The organism is Lysobacter sp. A421, from assembly GCF_054052145.1.
On sequence record NZ_JBSVRL010000001.1, the window covers coordinates 965,906 to 985,096 of the forward strand.

Consider the following 19,191-nt stretch of genomic DNA (forward strand, 5'->3'; position numbering starts at 1 on the left):
GCCGCGCGAACGCGGACTTGGCTCGGCGGCACCAGACTGCGTAGGTACCGTTGACTAATGCAAACTGGAGTGGTGCCCAAGGGGGGACTCGAACCCCCACGACCTAAGCCGCTACCACCTCAAGGTAGTGCGTCTACCAATTCCGCCACCTGGGCACAATCTCCAAAACCTCCTTCATCCCTGACTCCGCGCCCCATCACTGGGCAACGACGGTTTTTGGTCATCATGACCGGACACCCGGCGCTCCATGCCGGACGTCACTTTGCTCCAATTGTATCGCGCTGCCTCAGTTGCCGACGGGTTTCGGTGTCTCTGCGTCGGCGGGGACTGCTGGCACGCCGTCGGCATCGATCGGGGCCTGCACGGGCACGGGTGTCGCCTGCTCCGGCGCTGCGGGAATGGGCGCGGGAACGGCCGCATTCTCCTGGGGCAGTGCGGGCGCAACCGGCACCTGCGACATCACGCCAAGATCCTGACTTGCCGCGGCCGGGCCGAGCACCTTGGTAGCCTGCCACGCCATGAACATGCTGATGCAGAAAAACGTGATGGCCAGCCATTTGGTCGACTTGGACAGGAAACTCGATGCACCGCGCGCGCCGAACACGGTCGCCGACGCACCGCCGCCAAACCCTGCGCCCGCTTGCGCACCTGCGCCGCGTTGCATCAGGATCATGGCGATCATGGCGATCGCGATAATCAAATAGATGACGTTGAGGAACAACAGCATCGGAAAGCTCTTCAGTCAATCGTCCGGGGTGAACCGGAACCGGTCAGGGCACCAACGCAGCCGCGATGGCGTTGAAGTCGGCAGCTGCCAGTGCGGCGCCGCCAATAAGGCCGCCATCGACGTCCGCCTGTAAAAACAGTGCGGCGGCATTGTCGGCCTTCACGCTGCCGCCGTACAGGATCGGCAGCGAGTCAGCGATTCTAACATCGTGGGCAGCGACTTCGCTACGGATGAATGCATGAACCGCCTGCACCTGCTCCGGAGTCGCGGTCTTGCCGGTACCAATGGCCCATACCGGCTCGTAGGCCACGATCGCGCCATCGAACGCACCGGCACCGTCGGTGAGCAACGGGGCCAGCTGTTCTTGCAGCCGCCACTCGGTCTGCCCATCCTCCCGCTCACTCAGGCTCTCGCCGATGCAGAGGATCGGAGCAAGCCCGGCAGCCTTGGCCGCAAGGAACTTTTCGGCGACCAGCTCGCTGGTTTCGTTGTGGTACTGGCGCCGTTCCGAATGACCCACCAGGCCATAGCGCGCGCCGACATCGACCAGCATTGCCGCGGAAACCTCACCGGTGTACGCACCTTTCTGGTTGCGACTGACGTCCTGTGCGCCAAATGCCAATCCGCGGCTTGCATAGCGAGTCACCAGTTCACCCAGATAAGGCATGGGCGGCAGGATGATCCGCTCGACCCCGGGCAGCACGCTCGCAGCGCTGATGGCATCCAGCAATTCCGCGGCGAAATGACGATCACCGTGCAACTTCCAGTTCCCTGCAACGATCTTGCGACGAGCCATGCCAACTCCGATGTTGAAAGCCGCGATTGTAAAAACCGCGGTTTTGAAGAACGCGATTCTACCCCAGTACCCACTGCGCCGGTTGCGGGACCAGCCAGCGACGGGACTACTTCAAATTGATTTCACGCAAACGCTGGTCCAGGTAACCCTGCGCGCTGATCGGCTCGGAATAACGGCTGGGGTTGTCGGCGTTGATCGTGCCGGGCAACACGTCGATCAGGAAGTCGGGATTCGGGTGCAGGAAGAATGGAACCGAGTAGCGTGGCTGGCGCGCCGCCTCTCCCATGGGGTTCACCACCCGATGGGTGGTCGAGGGATACACGTGGTTGGTCAAACGCTGCAGCATGTCGCCAATGTTGACCACGATGGTGTCGGCCTCAGCGGTGAACGGCACCCATTGCCCGCTGCGTGAGAGCACCTCCAGGCCTGCGGCGCTGGCACCCACCAGCAACGTGATCAGGTTGATGTCTTCGTGCGCACCCGCGCGCACGTTGGGCACCTGGACAGAGGTGATCGGGGGGTAGTGGATCGGCCGCAGGATCGAATTGCCGGAGTCGATCTTGTCGTCGAACCAATCCGCCGGAAGGTCGATATGCAACGCCAACGCGCTGAGCACCTTCGCGCCCAGCCGGTCAAGCGACTGATACAGGCCATAGGCGATCCGATGCAGCTCGGGAATCTCCGACGGCCAGATATTGGGCGGCATGACGCCTGCGTACCTGGAGTCGCGCGGGATCTCGCGACCGATATGCCAGAACTCCTTCAGGTCATGATGGACGGCGCCCTTTGCGGTCTCGACGCCGAACGGCGTGTAGCCACGCGCGCCGCCGCCGCCCGCGACGTGATACCCGCGTTTGACGTCGTCGGGCAGCGCAAACAGGCGCTGGAACACGTCGTAGCTTTCGGCGATCCGGTCAGCCGGGATGCCATGGCCGCGAATCCCGGCAAAACCCCATTCGCGGTAGGCATCGCCGAGCTGCGCGACGAATCCGTCACGTTGCGCCGGATCATCGAAGCGTCGGATGTCGAAAACGGGGATGCGGGTCTGGCTCATGTCCTGTCCATTGCAATGAAGCGCTGTGTGGAACGCAGCGCGAACTACTTTTCCTGGGGGCTGCCCTGCTTCGCGGCCTGGCGCACGGCCTCGGCCAGGCGGTCGAGCGTGGATTGCACGAGTTCGGCACCATCGGCCTCGACGGTGACCCGAACCACCGGCTCGGTGCCCGAGGGCCGCAGGAATGCACGTCCGCGCCCTTTTACCGCCAGCTGCGCGTCGGCCAATGCCGCCTGCACCGATGGCGCCTCGGCAGGACGGGTGCCATTGCTGAAGCGGACATTGACGGTCCGCTGGGGCACCTTTTCCAGCCCGGCCAACGCTTGGGCCAGCTCGACACCACGACGATGCAGCACCTCCAGCACCTGCAACGCGCTGACGATGCCATCGCCGGTACCGCTCTGGTCCAGGCACAGCAGGTGGCCCGAAGCTTCCCCGCCCAGCACCCCGCCATGCGCGACCAGTTGCTGGTGTACGTGGCGATCGCCGACCTTGGCCCGGACAAAACCAATCCCTTCACTCTCGAACGCGCGCTCCAGTCCGTAATTGGTCATCACCGTACCGACCACCGGGCCGCGCAGGCGACCGCTCTGGCGCCAGTCATTGGCCAACACGTAGAGCAGGTCGTCACCATCGCAAACCTCGCCCTGGCGGTCGACGAACATCACCCGGTCACCGTCACCATCAAACGCAATGCCCAGCACCGCGCCGGTCTCGCGCACCCGTCGGGCCAGCGCCTGCGGGTGGGTCGAACCGACCCCGTCATTGATGTTCAGGCCGTTGGGCTCGACCCCGATTGCGTCAACCTGGGCACCCAGCTCACGCAACACCAACGGGGCCAGCTGGTAGGTCGCACCGTTGGCACAATCCACCACGATGCGCATGCCGCCCAGGTCGAAACCCTTGGGCACGGAGTTCTTGCAGGCCTCCACGTAGCGACCGATCGCGTCGCGGGTGCGCTCGGTCTTGCCCAGTTCCTCCGAGGGCACGGTACTGAAGGGCTCCTCCAGCGAGGCCTCGATCGCCAACTCGGTCGCGTCGTCCAGCTTCTCGCCATGTGCGGAGAAAAACTTGATGCCATTGTCAAAATGCGGGTTGTGCGACGCGGAGATCACGATCCCGCCGTCAGCGCGCATCGAGCGGGTCAGGTGGGCGACCGCCGGGGTCGGCATCGGCCCCATCAACTGCACATCGACGCCGGCCGCGACCAGACCCGCCTCCAGCGCGGCCTCGAACATGTAGTTCGAGATCCGGGTGTCCTTGCCGATGATCACCACCGGCTTGCGCCACGCGCGCTCGCCCTGCGCCGCGCGCTTGAGCGCAAACCCGTAAGCGTTGCCCAGCCGCAGTACGAAGTCGGCGGAAATAGCGCCCTCGCCGACCCGGCCACGGATGCCGTCGGTACCAAAATATTTACGACTCATCAGATTTCACTCACGTCATGCCATGTGACGTCATGCCACGACTTCGGCATCGTCCTGCGGCTGGGGTTGTTTCATCATCATCGCCAACAAGTCGGCAAGCCGGTCGCGCATCTCGCGACGGTCGCAGATCTGGTCGATCGCACCGTGCTCAAGCAGGAACTCGGCGCGCTGGAAGCCCTCAGGCAGCGTCTCGCGCACGGTTTGCTCGATCACGCGCGGGCCGGCGAAACCGATCAACGCCTCCGGCTCGGCCATGTTGATGTCGCCAAGCATCGCGAACGACGCCGACACGCCGCCGAAGCTGGGATTGGTCATCACCGAGATGTAGGGCAGCCCGGCTTCACGCAAGCGCCCCAGCGCCGCGGAGGTCTTGGCCATCTGCATCAACGAGAACAGGCCTTCCTGCATGCGCATGCCGCCACTGGAGGAAAAACACACCAGGGGCGAGCCATCGGCCAGCGCCTGCTCGGCGGCGCGGGCGAAGCGCTCACCGCCGACCGAGCCCATCGAGCCGCCCATAAAGGCGAAGTCCATCGCGCAGGCGACCAGCGGACGCTGCTTGAGCGTGCCGCGCAAGGCCACCAGCGCGTCGCGTTCGCCGGTGGACTTGTGTGCGGCCTTGAGCCGGTCCGAGTACCTCTTTTGATCCCTGAACTTGAGCACATCGACCGGCGCAAGCTCGGCGGCGATCTCGCTGGTGCTGCCAGGGTCGAACAAGGCCTTGAGCCGTACCCGGGCACGGATCGCCCGGTGATGGTTGCACTTTGGGCAGACCTCCAGGTTCTCCTCCAGTTCCGGCCGGTACAGCACCGCGCCGCACCGGTCGCACTTTTCCCACAAGCCTTCGGGCACGCTGCGACGCTTGGCAGCAGCGGCATCGGTCCGGATGCCGGACGGCATTAATTTCTTGAGCCAGGACATGCGTTTACGAGATTTCCTGTAGCGGGTGGCGGGAGCCGGGGTCGCCGGCCAACATGCGAGTTTAGCGCAGCGCGCCCTCAGGCCGGACCCGATCCATCGATAGCCTGCCGCAACGGCGCCAGGAAGGCGCCCGCGCGCCGCGCCGCGTCGGCCGGGTCGTCCGCCCCTGACATCGCCGCGACCAGTGCGCTGCCGACCACGACACCGTCGGCCTGGCTCGCCATTGCCGCAGCGCTGGCCGCATCCTTGATGCCGAAGCCGGCCACTACCGGCACCGTGCCGCGTGCCCGGATGGCACCCAGGCGTTCACTGGCCGCGCCCGAATCCAGATGGTCGGCCCCGGTGACGCCGGCATAACTGACGTAGTAGAGATACCCGGTCGCCAGCTCGCACAGTTGATCCATGCGTGCCGGCGAGGTCGTGGGCGCCGCCAGCAGGATCATGTCCAGTCCGCACGCCGCAAACGCGAGCCGGTACTCGGCGGCCTCCTCGGGCGGCAGGTCAACCAGCAACGCACCGTCGATGCCGGCGCTCACAGCCTGGGCGGCGTAGCGCTCGGGCCCACGGACCTCGACCGGGTTGAGGTAGCCCATCAACACCACCGGCGTCTCATCATCGGTTTCGCGGAACCGCCGCACCGTCTCGAAGACATAATCCATCCCGGCGCCACGCGTAAGCGCACGCTCGGAGCTGTGCTGGATGGTCGGTCCATCAGCCATCGGGTCGGAAAATGGAACGCCGATCTCGATCACGTCGGCCCCGGCGGCCACCAGGGCGTGCATCACCGGCAAGGTCGCCTCCAGCGACGGATCACCGGCGGTGATGAAGGGCACCAGCGCTTTACGGGCGTCGGATTTCAACTTGGCAAAACGGCTTGCAATACGGCTCATAGCACCATCCCCTCGCGCGCCGCGATGGTGTGCACGTCCTTGTCGCCGCGACCGGACAGGTTGCACAGCACGATCGCGTCCTTGGGCAGCTCCCGCGCCAGCTTCACCGCCTGGGCGACCGCATGGCTGGACTCCAGCGCCGGCAGGATGCCTTCGGTACGGATCAACTGGTGGAAGGCCTGCAGCGCCTCGTCATCGGTGACGCCGATATAGTCGGCGCGCCCGGTTTCCTTCAGGAACGCGTGCTCCGGGCCGACGCCCGGGTAGTCCAGGCCGGCCGAGATCGAATGGGTGGGGATGATCTGGCCATCGTCATCGCACAACAGATACGTGCGGTTGCCGTGCAGCACCCCCGGCCGTCCCGCCGCCAGGGACGCGGCATGGCGACCGGTATCCATGCCCTCGCCCGCCGCCTCGGCACCGACGATCCGCACCCCCGGGTCATTCAGGAATGCATGGAAAATCCCGATGGCGTTGCTGCCTCCGCCGACGCAGGCGGTGATGGCATCCGGCAGGCGACCGTACTCGGCCAGCATCTGCTCGCGCGCCTCGCGCCCGACCACGGCGTTGAAGTCGCGCACCATGCGTGGGTACGGGTCGGGTCCGGCGACGGTGCCGATGATGTAGAACGTGTCGGCGACGTTGGTGACCCAGTCGCGCATGGCCTCGTTGAGGGCGTCCTTCAAGGTCGCCGAACCGCTGCTCACCGGCACCACTGTCGCGCCAAGCAACTGCATCCGGTAGACATTGATCTTCTGCCGCTCGATGTCGGTCGCGCCCATGTAGACCACGCATTCAAGCCCCAGACGGGCCGCCACGGTGGCCGATGCAACGCCGTGCTGGCCGGCACCGGTCTCGGCGATGATCCGGGTCTTGCCCATGCGGCTGGCCAGCAGTGCCTGGCCGATGGTGTTGTTGATCTTGTGCGCGCCGGTGTGGTTCAGGTCCTCGCGCTTGAGCAGGATGCGCGCACCGCCGACCTCGCGGCTCAGCCGCTGTGCGTGGTAGATTGGGCTGGGCCGGCCAACATAATGGGCCAGGTCGCGCTCGAACTCGGCCACGAAATCCGGGTCGATGCGGGCGGCGTCATAGGCGGCTGCCAGCTCCTGCAAGGGACCGACCAGGGTCTCGGCCACGAAGCGCCCGCCGAAGCGGCCGAAATGTCCGGATGCGTCAGGAAAGGCGTGGTAATCAACGGCGTCAGGGGGCGCCGCAGAGGTGGGGCTGGAAGGGTTTATCGCCGCGATGGCAGCGAACCGGCCTGGGGGAGATTGGAGGGGCATTTATCGCTCGTCTTTAGGCCCGGCGTCATCGCCGGGAGGGTAATCGGTCACCGCGCCAGCTGGCGCAGGTCAGTCTGGCTGGTATCAGCCTGGCTGGTCACTCTGGCTGGGTCACTCTGGTTGGAAACAGTCAGCACGCCGGACCTGTTCCACGAAATGTCGCATCTTGTCGCCATCTTTCACACCCGGCGCGCTCTCGATGCCGCTGGACACGTCCACGCCCCACGGCAAGGCGGCCTGGATCGCGTCGAATACGTTGTCGGCCGACAACCCGCCGGCGAGCACGAATGGCTTCTGCACACCGGCCGGAATCCGCCGCCAGTCAAATACCTTGCCGCTGCCACCGGCGCCGCCGACGTCGTGGCTGTCGAACAGGAAGCCGGCGGCAGAGGGATAGCTGCGATGCAGCATCACCGGATGCTCCCGCGCAATCGGACTGCCCATCGGGATCGCCTTCAGGTACGGGACGCCAAAGGCGCTGCAGAAGACGTCGTCCTCGCTGCCGTGAAATTGCAGCAGGCTCGGGCGGACCTGGCGCACGACCTGGCGGATTTCATCGGCCGGGTTGTCACTGAACAACGCGACCGCATCGACCAGCGGCGCCAGCGCCTGCCGCATCGCGCGCGCCTGCTGCGGCGCAACCCGACGCGTGCTTTGGCTGGCAAACACGAACCCGATCGCATCGGCACCCAGCTCGCACGCCAACCGCACGTCACCGGGGCGGGTGAGGCCACAGAACTTCACGCGGGTGCGGAACAGGATGCGGCTCACGATACGGCCCTCACAATGTGACTTCGGCAGGAAGCAACCATTGTGCAGGGTAGCGTGGCCCGAGAAAAACCAACCCGGCGGAAGGGGCCGTCGGGCCGGCCAGCGCGCGATCGCGGCCGGCCAGCAATTGCGCGATCCATTCTCCCGGCCGCTCGCCACGGCCTACCGGCAACAGGCTGCCAACGATATTGCGGACCATATGGTGCAGAAATCCATTCGCCTGCACCTCGATCGTCACGATGTCGCCGTGTCGGGTGACGCTGATGTCCTGCAAATCACGTCGCGGATGCGGGGCTTGGCAGTGCACGGTCCGGAACGCAGAAAAATCATGCATGCCCCGCAGTGCCTGGGCCGCCTCATGCATCGCCCCGGCGTCCAGCGGCAGGCGCTCCCAACTCAGGTATTGGCGATGCAGGGCGGGCCGCATCGTGCGGTTGAGTATCCGGTATTGGTAGCGCCGGGCGCGGGCACAGTAGCGGGCATGGAACTCGAACGGAACCGGCACGCACCAGCGTACGCAGACCGAGGGCGGGAGCCGGCTGCTGGTGCCCAGCACCCAGCTACGGGGCTCGCGCTGCGCGGGACCATCAAAGTGGACCACCTGGGCGGACGCGTGCACCCCGGCGTCGGTCCGGCCCGCGCAGACCGCCGTGATCGGCACGTCGGCGACAAACGACAAGGCCTTCTCCAGCGCGGCCTGGATGGTCGGCTCGCTACGTCGCTCGGGCTGGCCGGGCTTGTTCAACCGCTGCCAGCCGGAAAACCCGCCACCGTCGTACTCGAGACCCAGCGCCCAACGTTGCAACGAGGTCGGTAACGGTTCCGGAATCACCGCTCCTGGCCGATCTCGCGCAGCAGTTGCGCCGCCTGCTGGCGGGTAGCCTCGTCACCGCTGAGCACCAGCTCGTCCAGCAGTTGGCGGGCGCTGTCGCGGTCACCCAGCTCAAGGTAGGCACGAGCCAGCTCCAGTCGTTCCAACCCGGGCGCATCGACATCGAAATCCGTGTCGGTAGCGGGCGCGGATGAAGGACGATTCAGTTTTTGATCACCCGACCCCGCATGCCAGACCGGCACTGCCGCGGCCCCGGCCACCGATGACGAGTCAGTTGAACCCACCGGCACCTTTGGCGGCGACGGCTGGGAACCGGCGACCGCATTGTGGTTCAGCGGTTTCGGCTCGTCCGGCGCACTATCGGACCGGGATGGACTCCGGCTATCGGGGAAACCGCTGGCCAAAGTCGATGGCGCCTGGGCCGTGGTCGAAGGCACACGGAACTTCGGTACCGCGACGGCACGCCGACGCGACCACCAGGCACCCAGCAACACCAGCACCAGCAACCCAATGCCGGCCAGGATCCAGGGCAACCCGGAAACCGCACCGCCAGCCTCGGCCGCCTGGGCCTGTGCAAGCTGCTGCTGCACCGCGGTCAACTCGCTGTCCTTCATGGTCAGCAAGTTCTGCTGGTCGACCTGAAGCTGTTCGAGTTCAGCGATCCGGCTCTCCATGTCTGCCAGCTGCGCATCGCGTGCGGCCAGCGTCTCGGTTGTCTGTTGCAGTTGTTGTCGCACCATGTCGCCTTCGCCTCCGGCACTGATGCCCGATTGTGGCCCCGTCCGGGTCGCGTCACTGGCGCCCGGCGGAACGATTTGCAGCCGCGCACCGCTGGCTGCGGCCGACGTCGTCGTTGCCTCCGCGGCGGAGGCCGGGTCGGGTTCGCCTTCACCATCGACCAGGGTCGGTTGTGGCACCGGCTGGCTGGCCATCCGCCAGGCCCGGGTCTGTTCGCGGACCTTCGCCATCGCCTGGGCAGCGTCGATGTCCAACACCTCGGCGGCATCGGGGATCCGCAACACCACGCCTTGTTTGAGCAGGTTGATGTTGCCGCCGATGAAGGCCTCCGGATTGGACCGTAACAGCGCGATCATGGTCTGGTTGAGATTGCCGCCAAGATCCAGCTGCTCTGCGATCTCCGACAACGTATCTCCGGCCCGGACCTCGGCGGGGTTGCGTCTGGCCGCAGGCGCAGCGGGCACGGCCGTGGTCGCGACAGACGTGGGCGTCGTTGCGATCGCATTGGCCGGCTCTGCCGGCTCCGCGGCCGTGGCATTCGCATTGGCGGCGGCATCCGGAGCCTCGCCCTGTGCCGCGGATTCGGACGGACGCAAGATCGTGTTGGACGGCGTCACCACCGGTGCGTTGACCTGTGGCTGCAACGGTGCCGACACGGTGCGCGGCGCGTCCAGCAGCGTCGAGTACTCGCGGACCATCCGGCCCTGGCCCCAGTCGACCTCGACCAGGAAAGTCAGCAGCGATTCGGTGATCGGCTGGGTACTGGTCACCCGGATCACCGGGTTGCCGGCAGCATCCAGCGCGGACACGAACTGCAGTCCCGCAACCACCCCTTCGGGCGGGCTGAGCCCCACGCGTGCAAACGTTTCCGGCGACGCCAACCCGACCCGCAACTGCTCCAGTTCGCCCGGATCGTTGGAGATGATTGAAATCTCCGCCAGCAACGGCTCGCCCAGCTTGGACTTCACCTCGATCTGGCCCAGGCCCAGCGCAGCCACCGAGCTGCTGGCCAGCGCCAGCATCATTACCAGTACCACACGCATGAATCGCTTCACCGTCACCCCCCGACTAACCGCTGATCGCGACTCTAACGGCCGCGCGCACTGCCGGCAATGCGCATGGCCGCGTGATCACCAACTTATTCACCTTGTGCCAGCTCGCCCGATGCCAACTCGGCCATGACCAACTCGGCCAGCTGGACGGCATTGAGCGCCGCACCCTTGCGGATATTGTCCGCCACCACCCACAGGCAAAGCCCGCGCGGATGGGACATGTCCTCGCGGATGCGACCGACATACACCGGATCGGTGCCGGAGGCGTGGGTCACCGCCGTCGGGTAACCGCCATCCACCGGCTCGTCGACCACCTCGATCCCGGGCGCGTCTTGCAGCAGCTTGCGCGCATCTGCCGCCGTCAGCTTCGAACCGGTCTCGATATGCAAGGCCTCGGAGTGGCCGAAGAAGACCGGTACCCGGGCCACGGTCGCGTTCACCCCGATCGAGTCATCGTCGAGGATCTTGCGGGTTTCCCAGACCAGCTTCATCTCTTCGGTGGTGTAGCCGTTGTCAGTGAACTCGCCACCCTGTGGAATCACGTTGAACGCGATCTGCACCGGATAGACCTTCGCCTCGACCTCGCGAAAATTGAGCATCCCGGCGGTTTGCCGGCCCAACTCTTCCAGCGCATGTTGGCCGGTGCCCGACACCGACTGGTAGGTCGCCACGTTGATGCGCTCGATGCCCACGGCACGGTGGATCGGCGCCAGGGCCACCAGCATCTGCATGGTCGAGCAGTTCGGATTGGCGATGATCCCGCGTGGCCGGCTGCGCGCGGCCTGCGGATTCACCTCGAACACCACCAGCGGCACGTCGTCGTCCTGGCGGAATGCCGATGAGTTGTCGATCACCACCGCGCCGGCAGCGACGAATCTGGGCGCATGGAGCTTCGACACCTCGCCGCCGGCGGAGAACAGGGCAATATCCACCCCGGCCGGATCGAACGTGGCCAGATCCTGCACGACCAGTTGGCGGGCGCCGTACTCGAGCTTCTCGCCGGCGGAGCGCTCACTGGCCAATGCATGCAGCTGACCGACCGGGAACTGACGCTCGGCAAGGATCTTCAGCATCGCGGTGCCGACAGCGCCGGTGGCGCCAACGACAGCTACGTTCACGGTCTTGCTCATCGAATTACCTGGGAAGTAGGAAGTAACATCATTCGGACGCGGCGCCCGGGATACGCGGTGAAACGTCACCGACATCGCCGCATTGCGCACGGTGACGCAGCGCCTGGTCGATCAGCACCAGCGCGACCATCGCCTCGCAGATCGGCGTGGCACGGATGCCGACGCAGGGGTCGTGGCGGCCGGTAGTGACCACCTCCACCGGGTCGCCATGCACGTCCACGCTGTCCACCGGCAGGCGCAGGCTGGACGTGGGCTTGAACGCGACCGAACACCGCAGGCGCTGGCCGGTGCTGATGCCGCCAAGGATTCCGCCGGCGTGGTTGGATTCGAACCCCGACTGGCGGATGGCGTCGCGATGCTCGGTGCCCTTCTGCCCGATGCAGGCGAACCCGTCGCCAATCTCCACGCCCTTGACCGCATTGATGCTCATCAACGCGCCGGCCAACTCGCCGTCGAGCTTGCCGTAGATCGGCTCGCCCCACCCCGGTGGCAACCCGTCGGCGATGACGTCTATCCGCGCACCGACCGAATCACCGGACTTGCGCAGCGCGTCCATGTACGCCTCAAGCGCCGGCACCTGCGCGGCATCCGGCCAGAAGAACGGGTTGTCTTCGACTACCGACAAGTCAATGGCGTCGGGCGTGATATCACCGATCTGCGACAGCAGTCCCTGCACCCGCACGCCGTATCGATCAGCCAGCCACTTCTTGGCGATCACCCCGGCGGCGACCCGCATGGTGGTCTCACGCGCGGACGAGCGACCGCCACCGCGCGGGTCGCGGATGCCGTATTTCTGCCAGTAGGTGTAGTCGGCGTGACCGGGACGGAACTGCTCGGCGATCTTCGCGTAATCCTTGCTGCGCGCATCGGTGTTGCGGATCAACAGCGCGATCGGGGTCCCGGTGGTGACCCCTTCATGCACGCCCGAGAGGATCTCGATCTCGTCGGTTTCCTGCCGGGCGGAGGTATGGCGGCTCTTGCCGGTGGCGCGACGGGCGAGATCGTGACGGAAGTCGTCCGCGGCAATCGCGATGCCGGGCGGGCACCCATCGATCACGCAGCCGATGGCCGGCCCGTGGCTCTCGCCGAAGGTGGTGACCGCGAATAATTTCCCGAAGGTGTTGCTGGCCAATGGCTACTCCGCGCTGACCCGACGCCGGACATGGGCCAAGGCCTTGATCCTCGCATGGTGGGCGAGCAGATCCGCGCGCTCGGCCACGAAGATGCCCATCTGGCCCACCTTGAACTCGACCCACGCCAGCGGCAACTCCGGCAGCAGCGCCACCAGGGCATGCTCCGCTTCCCCCACCTCGCACACCAGTACGCCAGCTTCGGAAAGATGTCTGGGCGCATCGCACAGGATCTCCAGCACCAGGTCCAGGCCATCGTCGCCGGCCCGCAGGCCCAGCTCGGGTTCGTGGACGTACTCGGCCGGCAGCGCGTCGGTCTCGTCGTTGGTCACGTAGGGAGGGTTGGTCACGATCAGGTCATAGACCTCGCCGTCCAGGTCACGGAACAGGTCCGACTTGCGCAAGGTGACATTGTCGGCCAGCAGGCGCGCCTTGTTCTCGGTCGCCAGTGCCAGCGCGTCGTCGTCGATGTCGACCCCGTCGACGTGCCACTGCGGATGGTAGTGGGCCGTTGCAATGGCGATGCAGCCCGAGCCGGTGCACAGATCCAGGACCCGATGGATCTCGCGCCCACCCAACCAGGGCTCGTAGCTGGCCTCGATCAGTTCGGCAATTGGCGAACGCGGTACCAGCGCGCGCGGATCGCTCTTGAAACTCAGCCCGGCAAACCACGCCTCACCGGTCAGGTAGGCCGCCGGGATACGCTCGTTGATGCGACGCTCGAACAGCGCCAGCACCTCGCGCTTCTCGTCGCTGGTCACCCGCGAGGCGCCATACACCGGGCTCAGGTCGTGCGGCATCCGCAGCGCGTGCAGTACCAGTTGGGTCGCCTCATCCAGGGCGTTGTCGTAGCTGTGGCCGAACGCGAGGCCGGCGTGGCCGAAGCGGCTACCGCCAAAACGGATCAGGTCGATGATCGAGACTTGCTCGAAGCAGGCGGAGCCGAAATCGGCGCGTTCGACGGTCATGGCGAGGGGTTCGACGGATGGGGGGCAATTATAGCCGCTACGGCCCGCTATCATGGGCGTTGCCTTCGCCTCAAGACGGTCAACCATGTTCAACCGCAACACCATCATCATCCTCGTCATCGCAGTCGCCATGGGGCTGGGCTTGTGGGCCTCGCAAAGCTATTTCAGCCAGTCGGGTTCTCCGTCCTGGCCGGAGACCCGGGCGGTGAGCCTGTTCGATCCGCCACGCACCCTGCCCGACTTCAGCCTGCGCCAGTCCGACGGCACCCAGCTGGTGCCCGGCGAACTGAAGGGCCACTGGACCCTGGTATTCCTGGGTTTCACCCACTGCCCGGACGTCTGCCCGCTGACCCTGACCCAGATGGCGCAGGCCCAGCAGCAATGGGAGTCGATCCCCGACGCGATCCGCCCGCGGGTGCTGTTTATCTCGGTCGATCCCGAGCGCGATACCCCGGACCGGATTGGCGAGTACGCCAATGCGTTCCACCGCGACACGCTTGCCGCCACTGCCGACATCCCGGCGCTGGAGAACTTCGCCCGCTCGTTGAGCCTGGTGTTCGCCAAGGTGCCACCGGAAGATGGCGCGCCCGCCAACCAGTACTCGGTCGACCACAGCGCCACGATGGCGGTGCTGGATCCCCAGGGACGCATGGCCGGTGTACTGCAACCACCCTTCGAACCCAATGCGATCGCCGCCGACATGGCCGCGCTCACCAGCGCCGCGGCACCCTGAGCGATGAGCCTGGCCACCCGCGTCACCCACCTGCTGCCGCATCGCCTGCTTTCCGGGCTGGCACGACGGATCGCCTACTCCGACCATCCACGCACCAAGCAGTGGCTGATCGACACGGTAACGCGCAGGTTCGGGGTCAATCTCGATGAGGCGCTGCAGTCGGATCCGAGTGCCTACCCGACCTTCAATGCATTCTTTACCCGCGCCCTGAAGCCGGGGGTCCGCGTGGCCGATCCCGATCCGCGCGCGTTGCTGATGCCGGCGGACGGGCGCATCAGCCAATGCGGGCCAATCGGCAGCGCGGGTGAGGATGCCGGCAGGATCTTCCAGGCCAAGGGCCAGTCCTTCACTGCCGCGGAGCTGCTGGGTGACGAGCAGGCGGCGCGGGCATACGACGGCGGCCTGTTTGCGACCGTGTACCTGTCGCCGAAGGACTACCACCGCGTGCACATGCCATGGAGCGGGCAGTTGCGCGAGACCGTGCACGTACCGGGACGGTTGTTCAGCGTCGGTCCGGCCGCAGTGCAACACGTGCCGCGCCTGTTTGCCCGCAATGAGCGGCTGGCCTGCCATTTCGACACCGAGTTCGGCCCGATGGCCATGGTGATGGTCGGCGCGATGCTGGTGTCGGGGGTGGAGACCGTGTGGAGCGGCGAAGAGATCCCGGCTTACGGCCGCGCCATCAAGCACAAGGACTACCGCGGCGAGAACATCACCGTGGCGCGCTTCGAGGAAATGGCCCGGTTCAACTACGGCTCAACGGTGATCGTGTTGCTGCCGCCCGGTGTCGCCGAACTGGCGCCGGGGCTGTTGGCGGAGTCGCCGGTACGACTTGGCCAGCGGCTGGCGACCCTGCGCGGCTGAGTTTCTGTCAGCCGCGACAACCGGCAAGGGCGAGCGATTGCCCGGGACGAAGCCGATGTTGCGGACCCTTGATGTCGTTGGCCCGCACCAGTTCACCCACGTCACACTGGAACTTCTTCGCGATCGAGGCCACTGTCTCGCCGCGCTGGACCTGGTAGTGCCGTGGCGCGTCCGCCGCTACCGGGAGCGCTGACGAAACCGCAGCAGGCACCAACGGTCCCACCTGGGCCGCAGGCGCAACCTGCCCGCTCACGATGGCCATTGCCGGGTCACTGGCCACCAGTTCGCGCGCCATGTCCGCAAGCCGGCCATCCACGCACTGGCGCTTGTACAAACCAACGATCCGGTTGGTGGCCTCCAGGACGGTGCCGGCGGGCAGCCAGTCATCGGCGCGATAACGGGGATTGAGGTTGCGCAATACCCGCATGTAGCCCTCGCGCGCGCGCCGATTGCCCAGGCAAATGGTCAACTGGTAGATCGACGCGGACTGTTCCAGCCGCAGTCGTGCCGGCTCCGGGTCAAGCTTCGGCAAGGTCAACCCGTACTCCCTTGGATGCAGGAACAGCCAGGCGGCCGCAATCACCATCGGCACGTAGTCCCGTGTCTCCGGCGGAAACTGATGGTAGACATCCTCGTGCCAGAAGCTTTTGCCGGGGTTGGCCTGGTGGATTCGCCGCGCCCGCCCTTCGCCGCCGTTATACGCCGCCAGCGCCAGTTCGATATCACGATTGAGCTCACCCATCCGCTCGTTGAGATAGGCGACGCTGGCCTCGGAGGCCGCATACGGGTCGTAGCGGGTATCGAAGCCGGTGCCGTCGTCGCCCAGGCCAAAACGCTGGCCGGTGGCGTACATGAACTGCATCGGCCCGGCCGCGCCAGCGCGCGAGGTGGAATGCACGCGGCCGTTGGACTCCTTGGCCAGGATGCCGAACAACAACGCCTCCGGCAGCCCGGCACGCTGGTACTGCGGCCACATCAGGTGGCGCATGTACTGGTAATTCTCAAAACTGGTCAGGAACGCGCCGCGCATGTCGGTCAACCAGCGTCGGATCCCCTCCTGCACTGCCGGGTTGTACTGGACCATCTGGTCGAAGTGGTGGCCATTGTCGGCCCCCAGCAGGCTGGCGGCGCGGGCGGCTTCCGGCACGTCGCCCGACACCGTGCCCGGGGCGGTGGGCAGAATCGACGGATCGATGTGGTACCCGATCTCCCGCTGCGCCAGAGACTCCTCGGCCAGCAAGTCCTCATCGGCTTCCAGGTCGGCGTTGAGCTTGAGCAGGCGCTCGTAGGACGTCAGCAGCGACGGCACCGAGCATCCCCGCTGCGCCGCGCAGGCCACAACCACGTCCTCCATGTCTTCCAGCGCCGTATTGGCCTGTGCAGGACCCGCCGGGTCGGCGTTGCCGATCTTGACCAGCGCGTCACGGTAGCCGGACTCCGCCACTTGCATGCGCTGATGGATGTCATCAACGGCCGCCTGGTCCCGACTGGAAATCGCGCCTGCATCCAACGGGACCAACACCAACAAGGAGACGACAAGCAGCGCCGCAGCGCGCGGAAAACAGGCATTCACGGACATGGATGGCAACAAGAGGGATTCGTGCTTCAGAGTAGTCGGGCCGATGGGATGCCGCAATTGCAGGGACACAGCAATTCCGGTGACCCGCCGCAAGCCATAGAATCACCCGCAATCCACCAAGGAAGTCGATATGCCACCCATCCCCGCGCCGATCCTGGTCGGCAAAGCCGTCACCACGCCCGATTCATTGCCCGAAAGCCGTGGCCAGGTATTCCTGCAGCCACGGCTCGCCAACCGCCATGGCCTGGTCGCCGGCGCGACCGGCACCGGCAAGACCGTGACGCTGATGACACTGGCCGAGGGATTTTCGCGGATCGGGGTGCCGGTGTTCATGGCCGACGTCAAGGGTGACGTGGCCGGGCTTTCCATGCCCGGCACGACCAGCGACAAGCTGCAGGCCCGGCTCGACCAGATCGGTATCGACGGTTACGTCAACGAAGGCAACCCGACGGTGCTCTGGGACCTGTTCGGCAAGTCCGGCCATCCGGTCCGGGCAACCGTGAGCGAGATCGGCCCAACCCTGTTGTCGCGCATGCTCGAACTGAACGACACCCAGTCAGGCGTGCTCGACATCACCTTCAAGCTGGCCGACGACCGCGGGCTGTTGCTGCTCGACCTGCCCGACCTGCGTGCGCTGCTCAACCTGGTGTCCGAGCAGCGCAAGGCCATCTCGACCGAGTACGGGCTGGTCAACACCGCGTCGATTGGCGCGATCATGCGCGCGCTGCTGCGACTGGAGTCCGACGGCGGTGAGATGTTCTTCGGCGAACCGGCGCTGGAGCTGAGCGACCTGATGCGCACCACCACCGACGGTCGCGGGGTGATCAACATCCTGTGTGCCGAGACCCTGATCCTGAAACCCCGGCTGTACTCCAGCTTCCTGCTGTGGCTGTTGTCGGAGCTGTTCGAGCAGTTGCCCGAAGTCGGCGACATGGACAAGCCCAAGCTGGTGTTCGTGTTCGACGAGGCACACCTGTTGTTCGAGGATGCGCCCAAGGCGCTGCAGCAGCGGGTCGAGCAAGTGGTACGGATCATCCGTTCCAAGGGAGTGGGCGTGTACTTCTGCTCGCAGTTCCCCGACGACGTGCCGGACGACATCCTCGGCCAGCTCGGCAATCGGGTGCAGCATGCCCTGCGCGCCTTCACCCCGCGCGACCAGAAGGCGGTGCGGACCGCGGCGCAGACCTTCGTCAGCAACCCGGCGCTGGACGTCGCCGAGGCGATTGGCCAGTTGGGCACCGGCGAGGCACTGGTATCGACGCTGCAGGACAAGGGCATCCCAATGCCGGTGGAACGCACGTTGATCGCGCCCCCCCGCTGCCGCATGGGGGCGATCAGCGAACTGGAACGCACCCAGGTCCGTGCCGGCAGCCCGGTCGGCGCGAAGTACGACCAGCGCGTCGATCGCGAATCGGCGATGGAAATACTGGCCGACAAGGCGGAAGCGGCGACCGAGCAAGCCGAGGCGCCGCCGGCCAAGGCGGTCGAGGATGATGAAGGCGGTTTCGGCACGGCCATCCGCAACGCCGTGTTCGGCACCAAGCGTCGCCAGGGCATGGTCGAGACCATGGCCAAGCAGACCGCGCGCACGGTCGGCAACCAGATCGGCCGCAAGATCCTGCGTGGCCTGCTCGGCGGCATCTTCGGCGGCCGCCGCTGACGTCGGCGTTTGATTCACTTACGCGCAAGTACGTTCACCCGCACCAAGTTCCCACCGAAAGGAGTCACTACATGACCAAGTCGCTGCTTGCCCTCGCCTGCCTGACCGTGCTCACTGTCGCCGCCTGCAAACCCCCGTCGGCCGAGCCGGCCGCGGACACGCCCGCCGTCACCGAAACCACGCCGGCCGCAGTCGATGTCGTTTCCACCGGCGACAACATGCCCTCCGACAACATGCCCTCCGACAACCAGCCCTCCGACAACGCCAACTTCGACATGCGCGGTTTTGCCGGCACGTTCAGTGCCACCCTGCCGTGCGCCAGCTGCCCGGGCATCGAAACCACTCTGGTGCTCAACGCCGACGGCAGCTACGAGTTGAGCGAGACCTACCAGGACGAGGACGGCGCACCGGTCAGTACGGATGGCACCTGGACGGTCCTGGCCGAGCAGATCCGCCTGGATCCCAACAGCAAGTCCGAGCCGGACCGGCTGTTTGCGATCACCTCGCAGCAGGAGATCACCTTGCTTGATGCGTCGGGCAACCTGGCGGAAAGCGGACTGGATTACAGCCTCGACCGCCAGGCCGCAAACTGACGGCGACTGGGTGTTTCCACACCAGCTGATGCCAGCGCCTGCCAAG

Annotated in this window: 18 protein-coding genes and 1 tRNA gene; 4 read left to right on the forward strand and 15 right to left on the reverse strand. The window is 66.0% G+C overall.

Features of this window, described 5'->3' with window-relative positions; all coding sequences use genetic code 11:
• Window positions 1-70: 70 nt before the first annotated feature.
• The 14 genes from ACW7G6_RS04345 to prmB form a co-directional block, all read right to left on the reverse strand.
• A tRNA-Leu gene (locus ACW7G6_RS04345) sits at window positions 71-155 on the reverse strand.
• 131 nt (window positions 156-286) lie between these two features.
• Window positions 287-727 carry a preprotein translocase subunit SecG gene (gene secG / locus ACW7G6_RS04350; RefSeq protein WP_456979619.1) on the reverse strand — a complete coding sequence of 147 codons (441 nt, stop codon included), beginning with the start codon at window positions 725-727 and terminating at the stop codon, window positions 287-289.
• A 43-nt stretch (window positions 728-770) separates the two neighbouring features.
• Entirely contained in the window at window positions 771-1,523 is a 753-nt protein-coding gene (tpiA, locus tag ACW7G6_RS04355) for a triose-phosphate isomerase (RefSeq protein WP_456979620.1), read from the reverse strand.
• Window positions 1,524-1,629: 106 nt separating this feature from the next.
• Window positions 1,630-2,577: an isopenicillin N synthase family dioxygenase gene (locus ACW7G6_RS04360; RefSeq protein WP_456979621.1), complete on the reverse strand. Its 948-nt coding sequence runs from the start codon at window positions 2,575-2,577 to the stop codon at window positions 1,630-1,632.
• Window positions 2,578-2,621: 44 nt separating this feature from the next.
• On the reverse strand, window positions 2,622-4,004 hold the full coding sequence (glmM, locus tag ACW7G6_RS04365) for a phosphoglucosamine mutase (RefSeq protein ID WP_456979899.1): 1,383 nt from the start codon (window positions 4,002-4,004) through the stop codon (window positions 2,622-2,624).
• Window positions 4,005-4,031: 27 nt separating this feature from the next.
• Complete coding sequence (gene accD / locus ACW7G6_RS04370) at window positions 4,032-4,922, reverse strand: acetyl-CoA carboxylase, carboxyltransferase subunit beta (protein WP_456979622.1); 891 nt, start codon at window positions 4,920-4,922, stop codon at window positions 4,032-4,034.
• Window positions 4,923-4,999: 77 nt separating this feature from the next.
• Window positions 5,000-5,812: a tryptophan synthase subunit alpha gene (gene trpA / locus ACW7G6_RS04375; protein ID WP_456979623.1), complete on the reverse strand. Its 813-nt coding sequence runs from the start codon at window positions 5,810-5,812 to the stop codon at window positions 5,000-5,002.
• A complete protein-coding gene (gene trpB / locus ACW7G6_RS04380) occupies window positions 5,809-7,095 on the reverse strand; it encodes a tryptophan synthase subunit beta (protein WP_456979624.1) in 1,287 nt (428 codons plus the stop codon). The genes trpA and trpB overlap by 4 nt, the downstream gene beginning before the upstream one ends.
• Window positions 7,096-7,206: 111 nt before the next feature.
• The gene (locus ACW7G6_RS04385) at window positions 7,207-7,866 is read right to left on the reverse strand and encodes a phosphoribosylanthranilate isomerase (protein WP_456979625.1); all 660 of its coding nucleotides are present in this window, start codon (window positions 7,864-7,866) and stop codon (window positions 7,207-7,209) included.
• 10 nt (window positions 7,867-7,876) lie between these two features.
• Window positions 7,877-8,671 (reverse strand): tRNA pseudouridine(38-40) synthase TruA, encoded by a 795-nt coding sequence (truA, locus tag ACW7G6_RS04390; protein ID WP_456979626.1) that lies wholly within the window; start codon window positions 8,669-8,671, stop codon window positions 7,877-7,879.
• Window positions 8,672-8,694: 23 nt separating this feature from the next.
• Window positions 8,695-10,479, reverse strand: coding sequence for a type IV pilus assembly protein FimV (locus ACW7G6_RS04395; RefSeq protein ID WP_456997610.1), 1,785 nt, complete (start codon window positions 10,477-10,479; stop codon window positions 8,695-8,697).
• Window positions 10,480-10,574: 95 nt separating this feature from the next.
• Window positions 10,575-11,618 carry an aspartate-semialdehyde dehydrogenase gene (locus tag ACW7G6_RS04400; RefSeq protein WP_456979628.1) on the reverse strand — a complete coding sequence of 348 codons (1,044 nt, stop codon included), beginning with the start codon at window positions 11,616-11,618 and terminating at the stop codon, window positions 10,575-10,577.
• Between the two features lie 28 nt (window positions 11,619-11,646).
• Complete coding sequence (gene aroC / locus ACW7G6_RS04405; RefSeq protein WP_456979629.1) at window positions 11,647-12,750, reverse strand: chorismate synthase; 1,104 nt, start codon at window positions 12,748-12,750, stop codon at window positions 11,647-11,649.
• Window positions 12,751-12,753: 3 nt separating this feature from the next.
• Window positions 12,754-13,716 (reverse strand): 50S ribosomal protein L3 N(5)-glutamine methyltransferase, encoded by a 963-nt coding sequence (gene prmB, locus ACW7G6_RS04410; protein ID WP_456997611.1) that lies wholly within the window; start codon window positions 13,714-13,716, stop codon window positions 12,754-12,756.
• 85 nt (window positions 13,717-13,801) lie between these two features.
• Here prmB and ACW7G6_RS04415 point away from each other — a divergent pair, with 85 nt between their 5' ends.
• A complete protein-coding gene (locus tag ACW7G6_RS04415) occupies window positions 13,802-14,449 on the forward strand; it encodes an SCO family protein (protein WP_456997612.1) in 648 nt (215 codons plus the stop codon).
• 3 nt (window positions 14,450-14,452) lie between these two features.
• Window positions 14,453-15,313, forward strand: a complete 861-nt coding sequence (asd, locus tag ACW7G6_RS04420) for an archaetidylserine decarboxylase (RefSeq protein WP_456997613.1) — start codon at window positions 14,453-14,455, stop codon at window positions 15,311-15,313.
• A 7-nt stretch (window positions 15,314-15,320) separates the two neighbouring features.
• Here the strand turns inward: asd and ACW7G6_RS04425 are convergent, their stop codons facing one another.
• Complete coding sequence (locus ACW7G6_RS04425; protein WP_456997614.1) at window positions 15,321-16,892, reverse strand: transglycosylase SLT domain-containing protein; 1,572 nt, start codon at window positions 16,890-16,892, stop codon at window positions 15,321-15,323.
• A gap of 130 nt (window positions 16,893-17,022) precedes the next feature.
• Between ACW7G6_RS04425 and ACW7G6_RS04430 the strand changes: the two genes are divergently transcribed.
• Together ACW7G6_RS04430 and ACW7G6_RS04435 are read left to right on the forward strand one after the other, a co-directional pair.
• Complete coding sequence (locus ACW7G6_RS04430) at window positions 17,023-18,552, forward strand: helicase HerA-like domain-containing protein (protein ID WP_456997615.1); 1,530 nt, start codon at window positions 17,023-17,025, stop codon at window positions 18,550-18,552.
• Window positions 18,553-18,623: 71 nt separating this feature from the next.
• A complete protein-coding gene (locus tag ACW7G6_RS04435) occupies window positions 18,624-19,145 on the forward strand; it encodes a copper resistance protein NlpE (RefSeq protein WP_456997616.1) in 522 nt (173 codons plus the stop codon).
• Window positions 19,146-19,191: the final 46 nt, after the last annotated feature.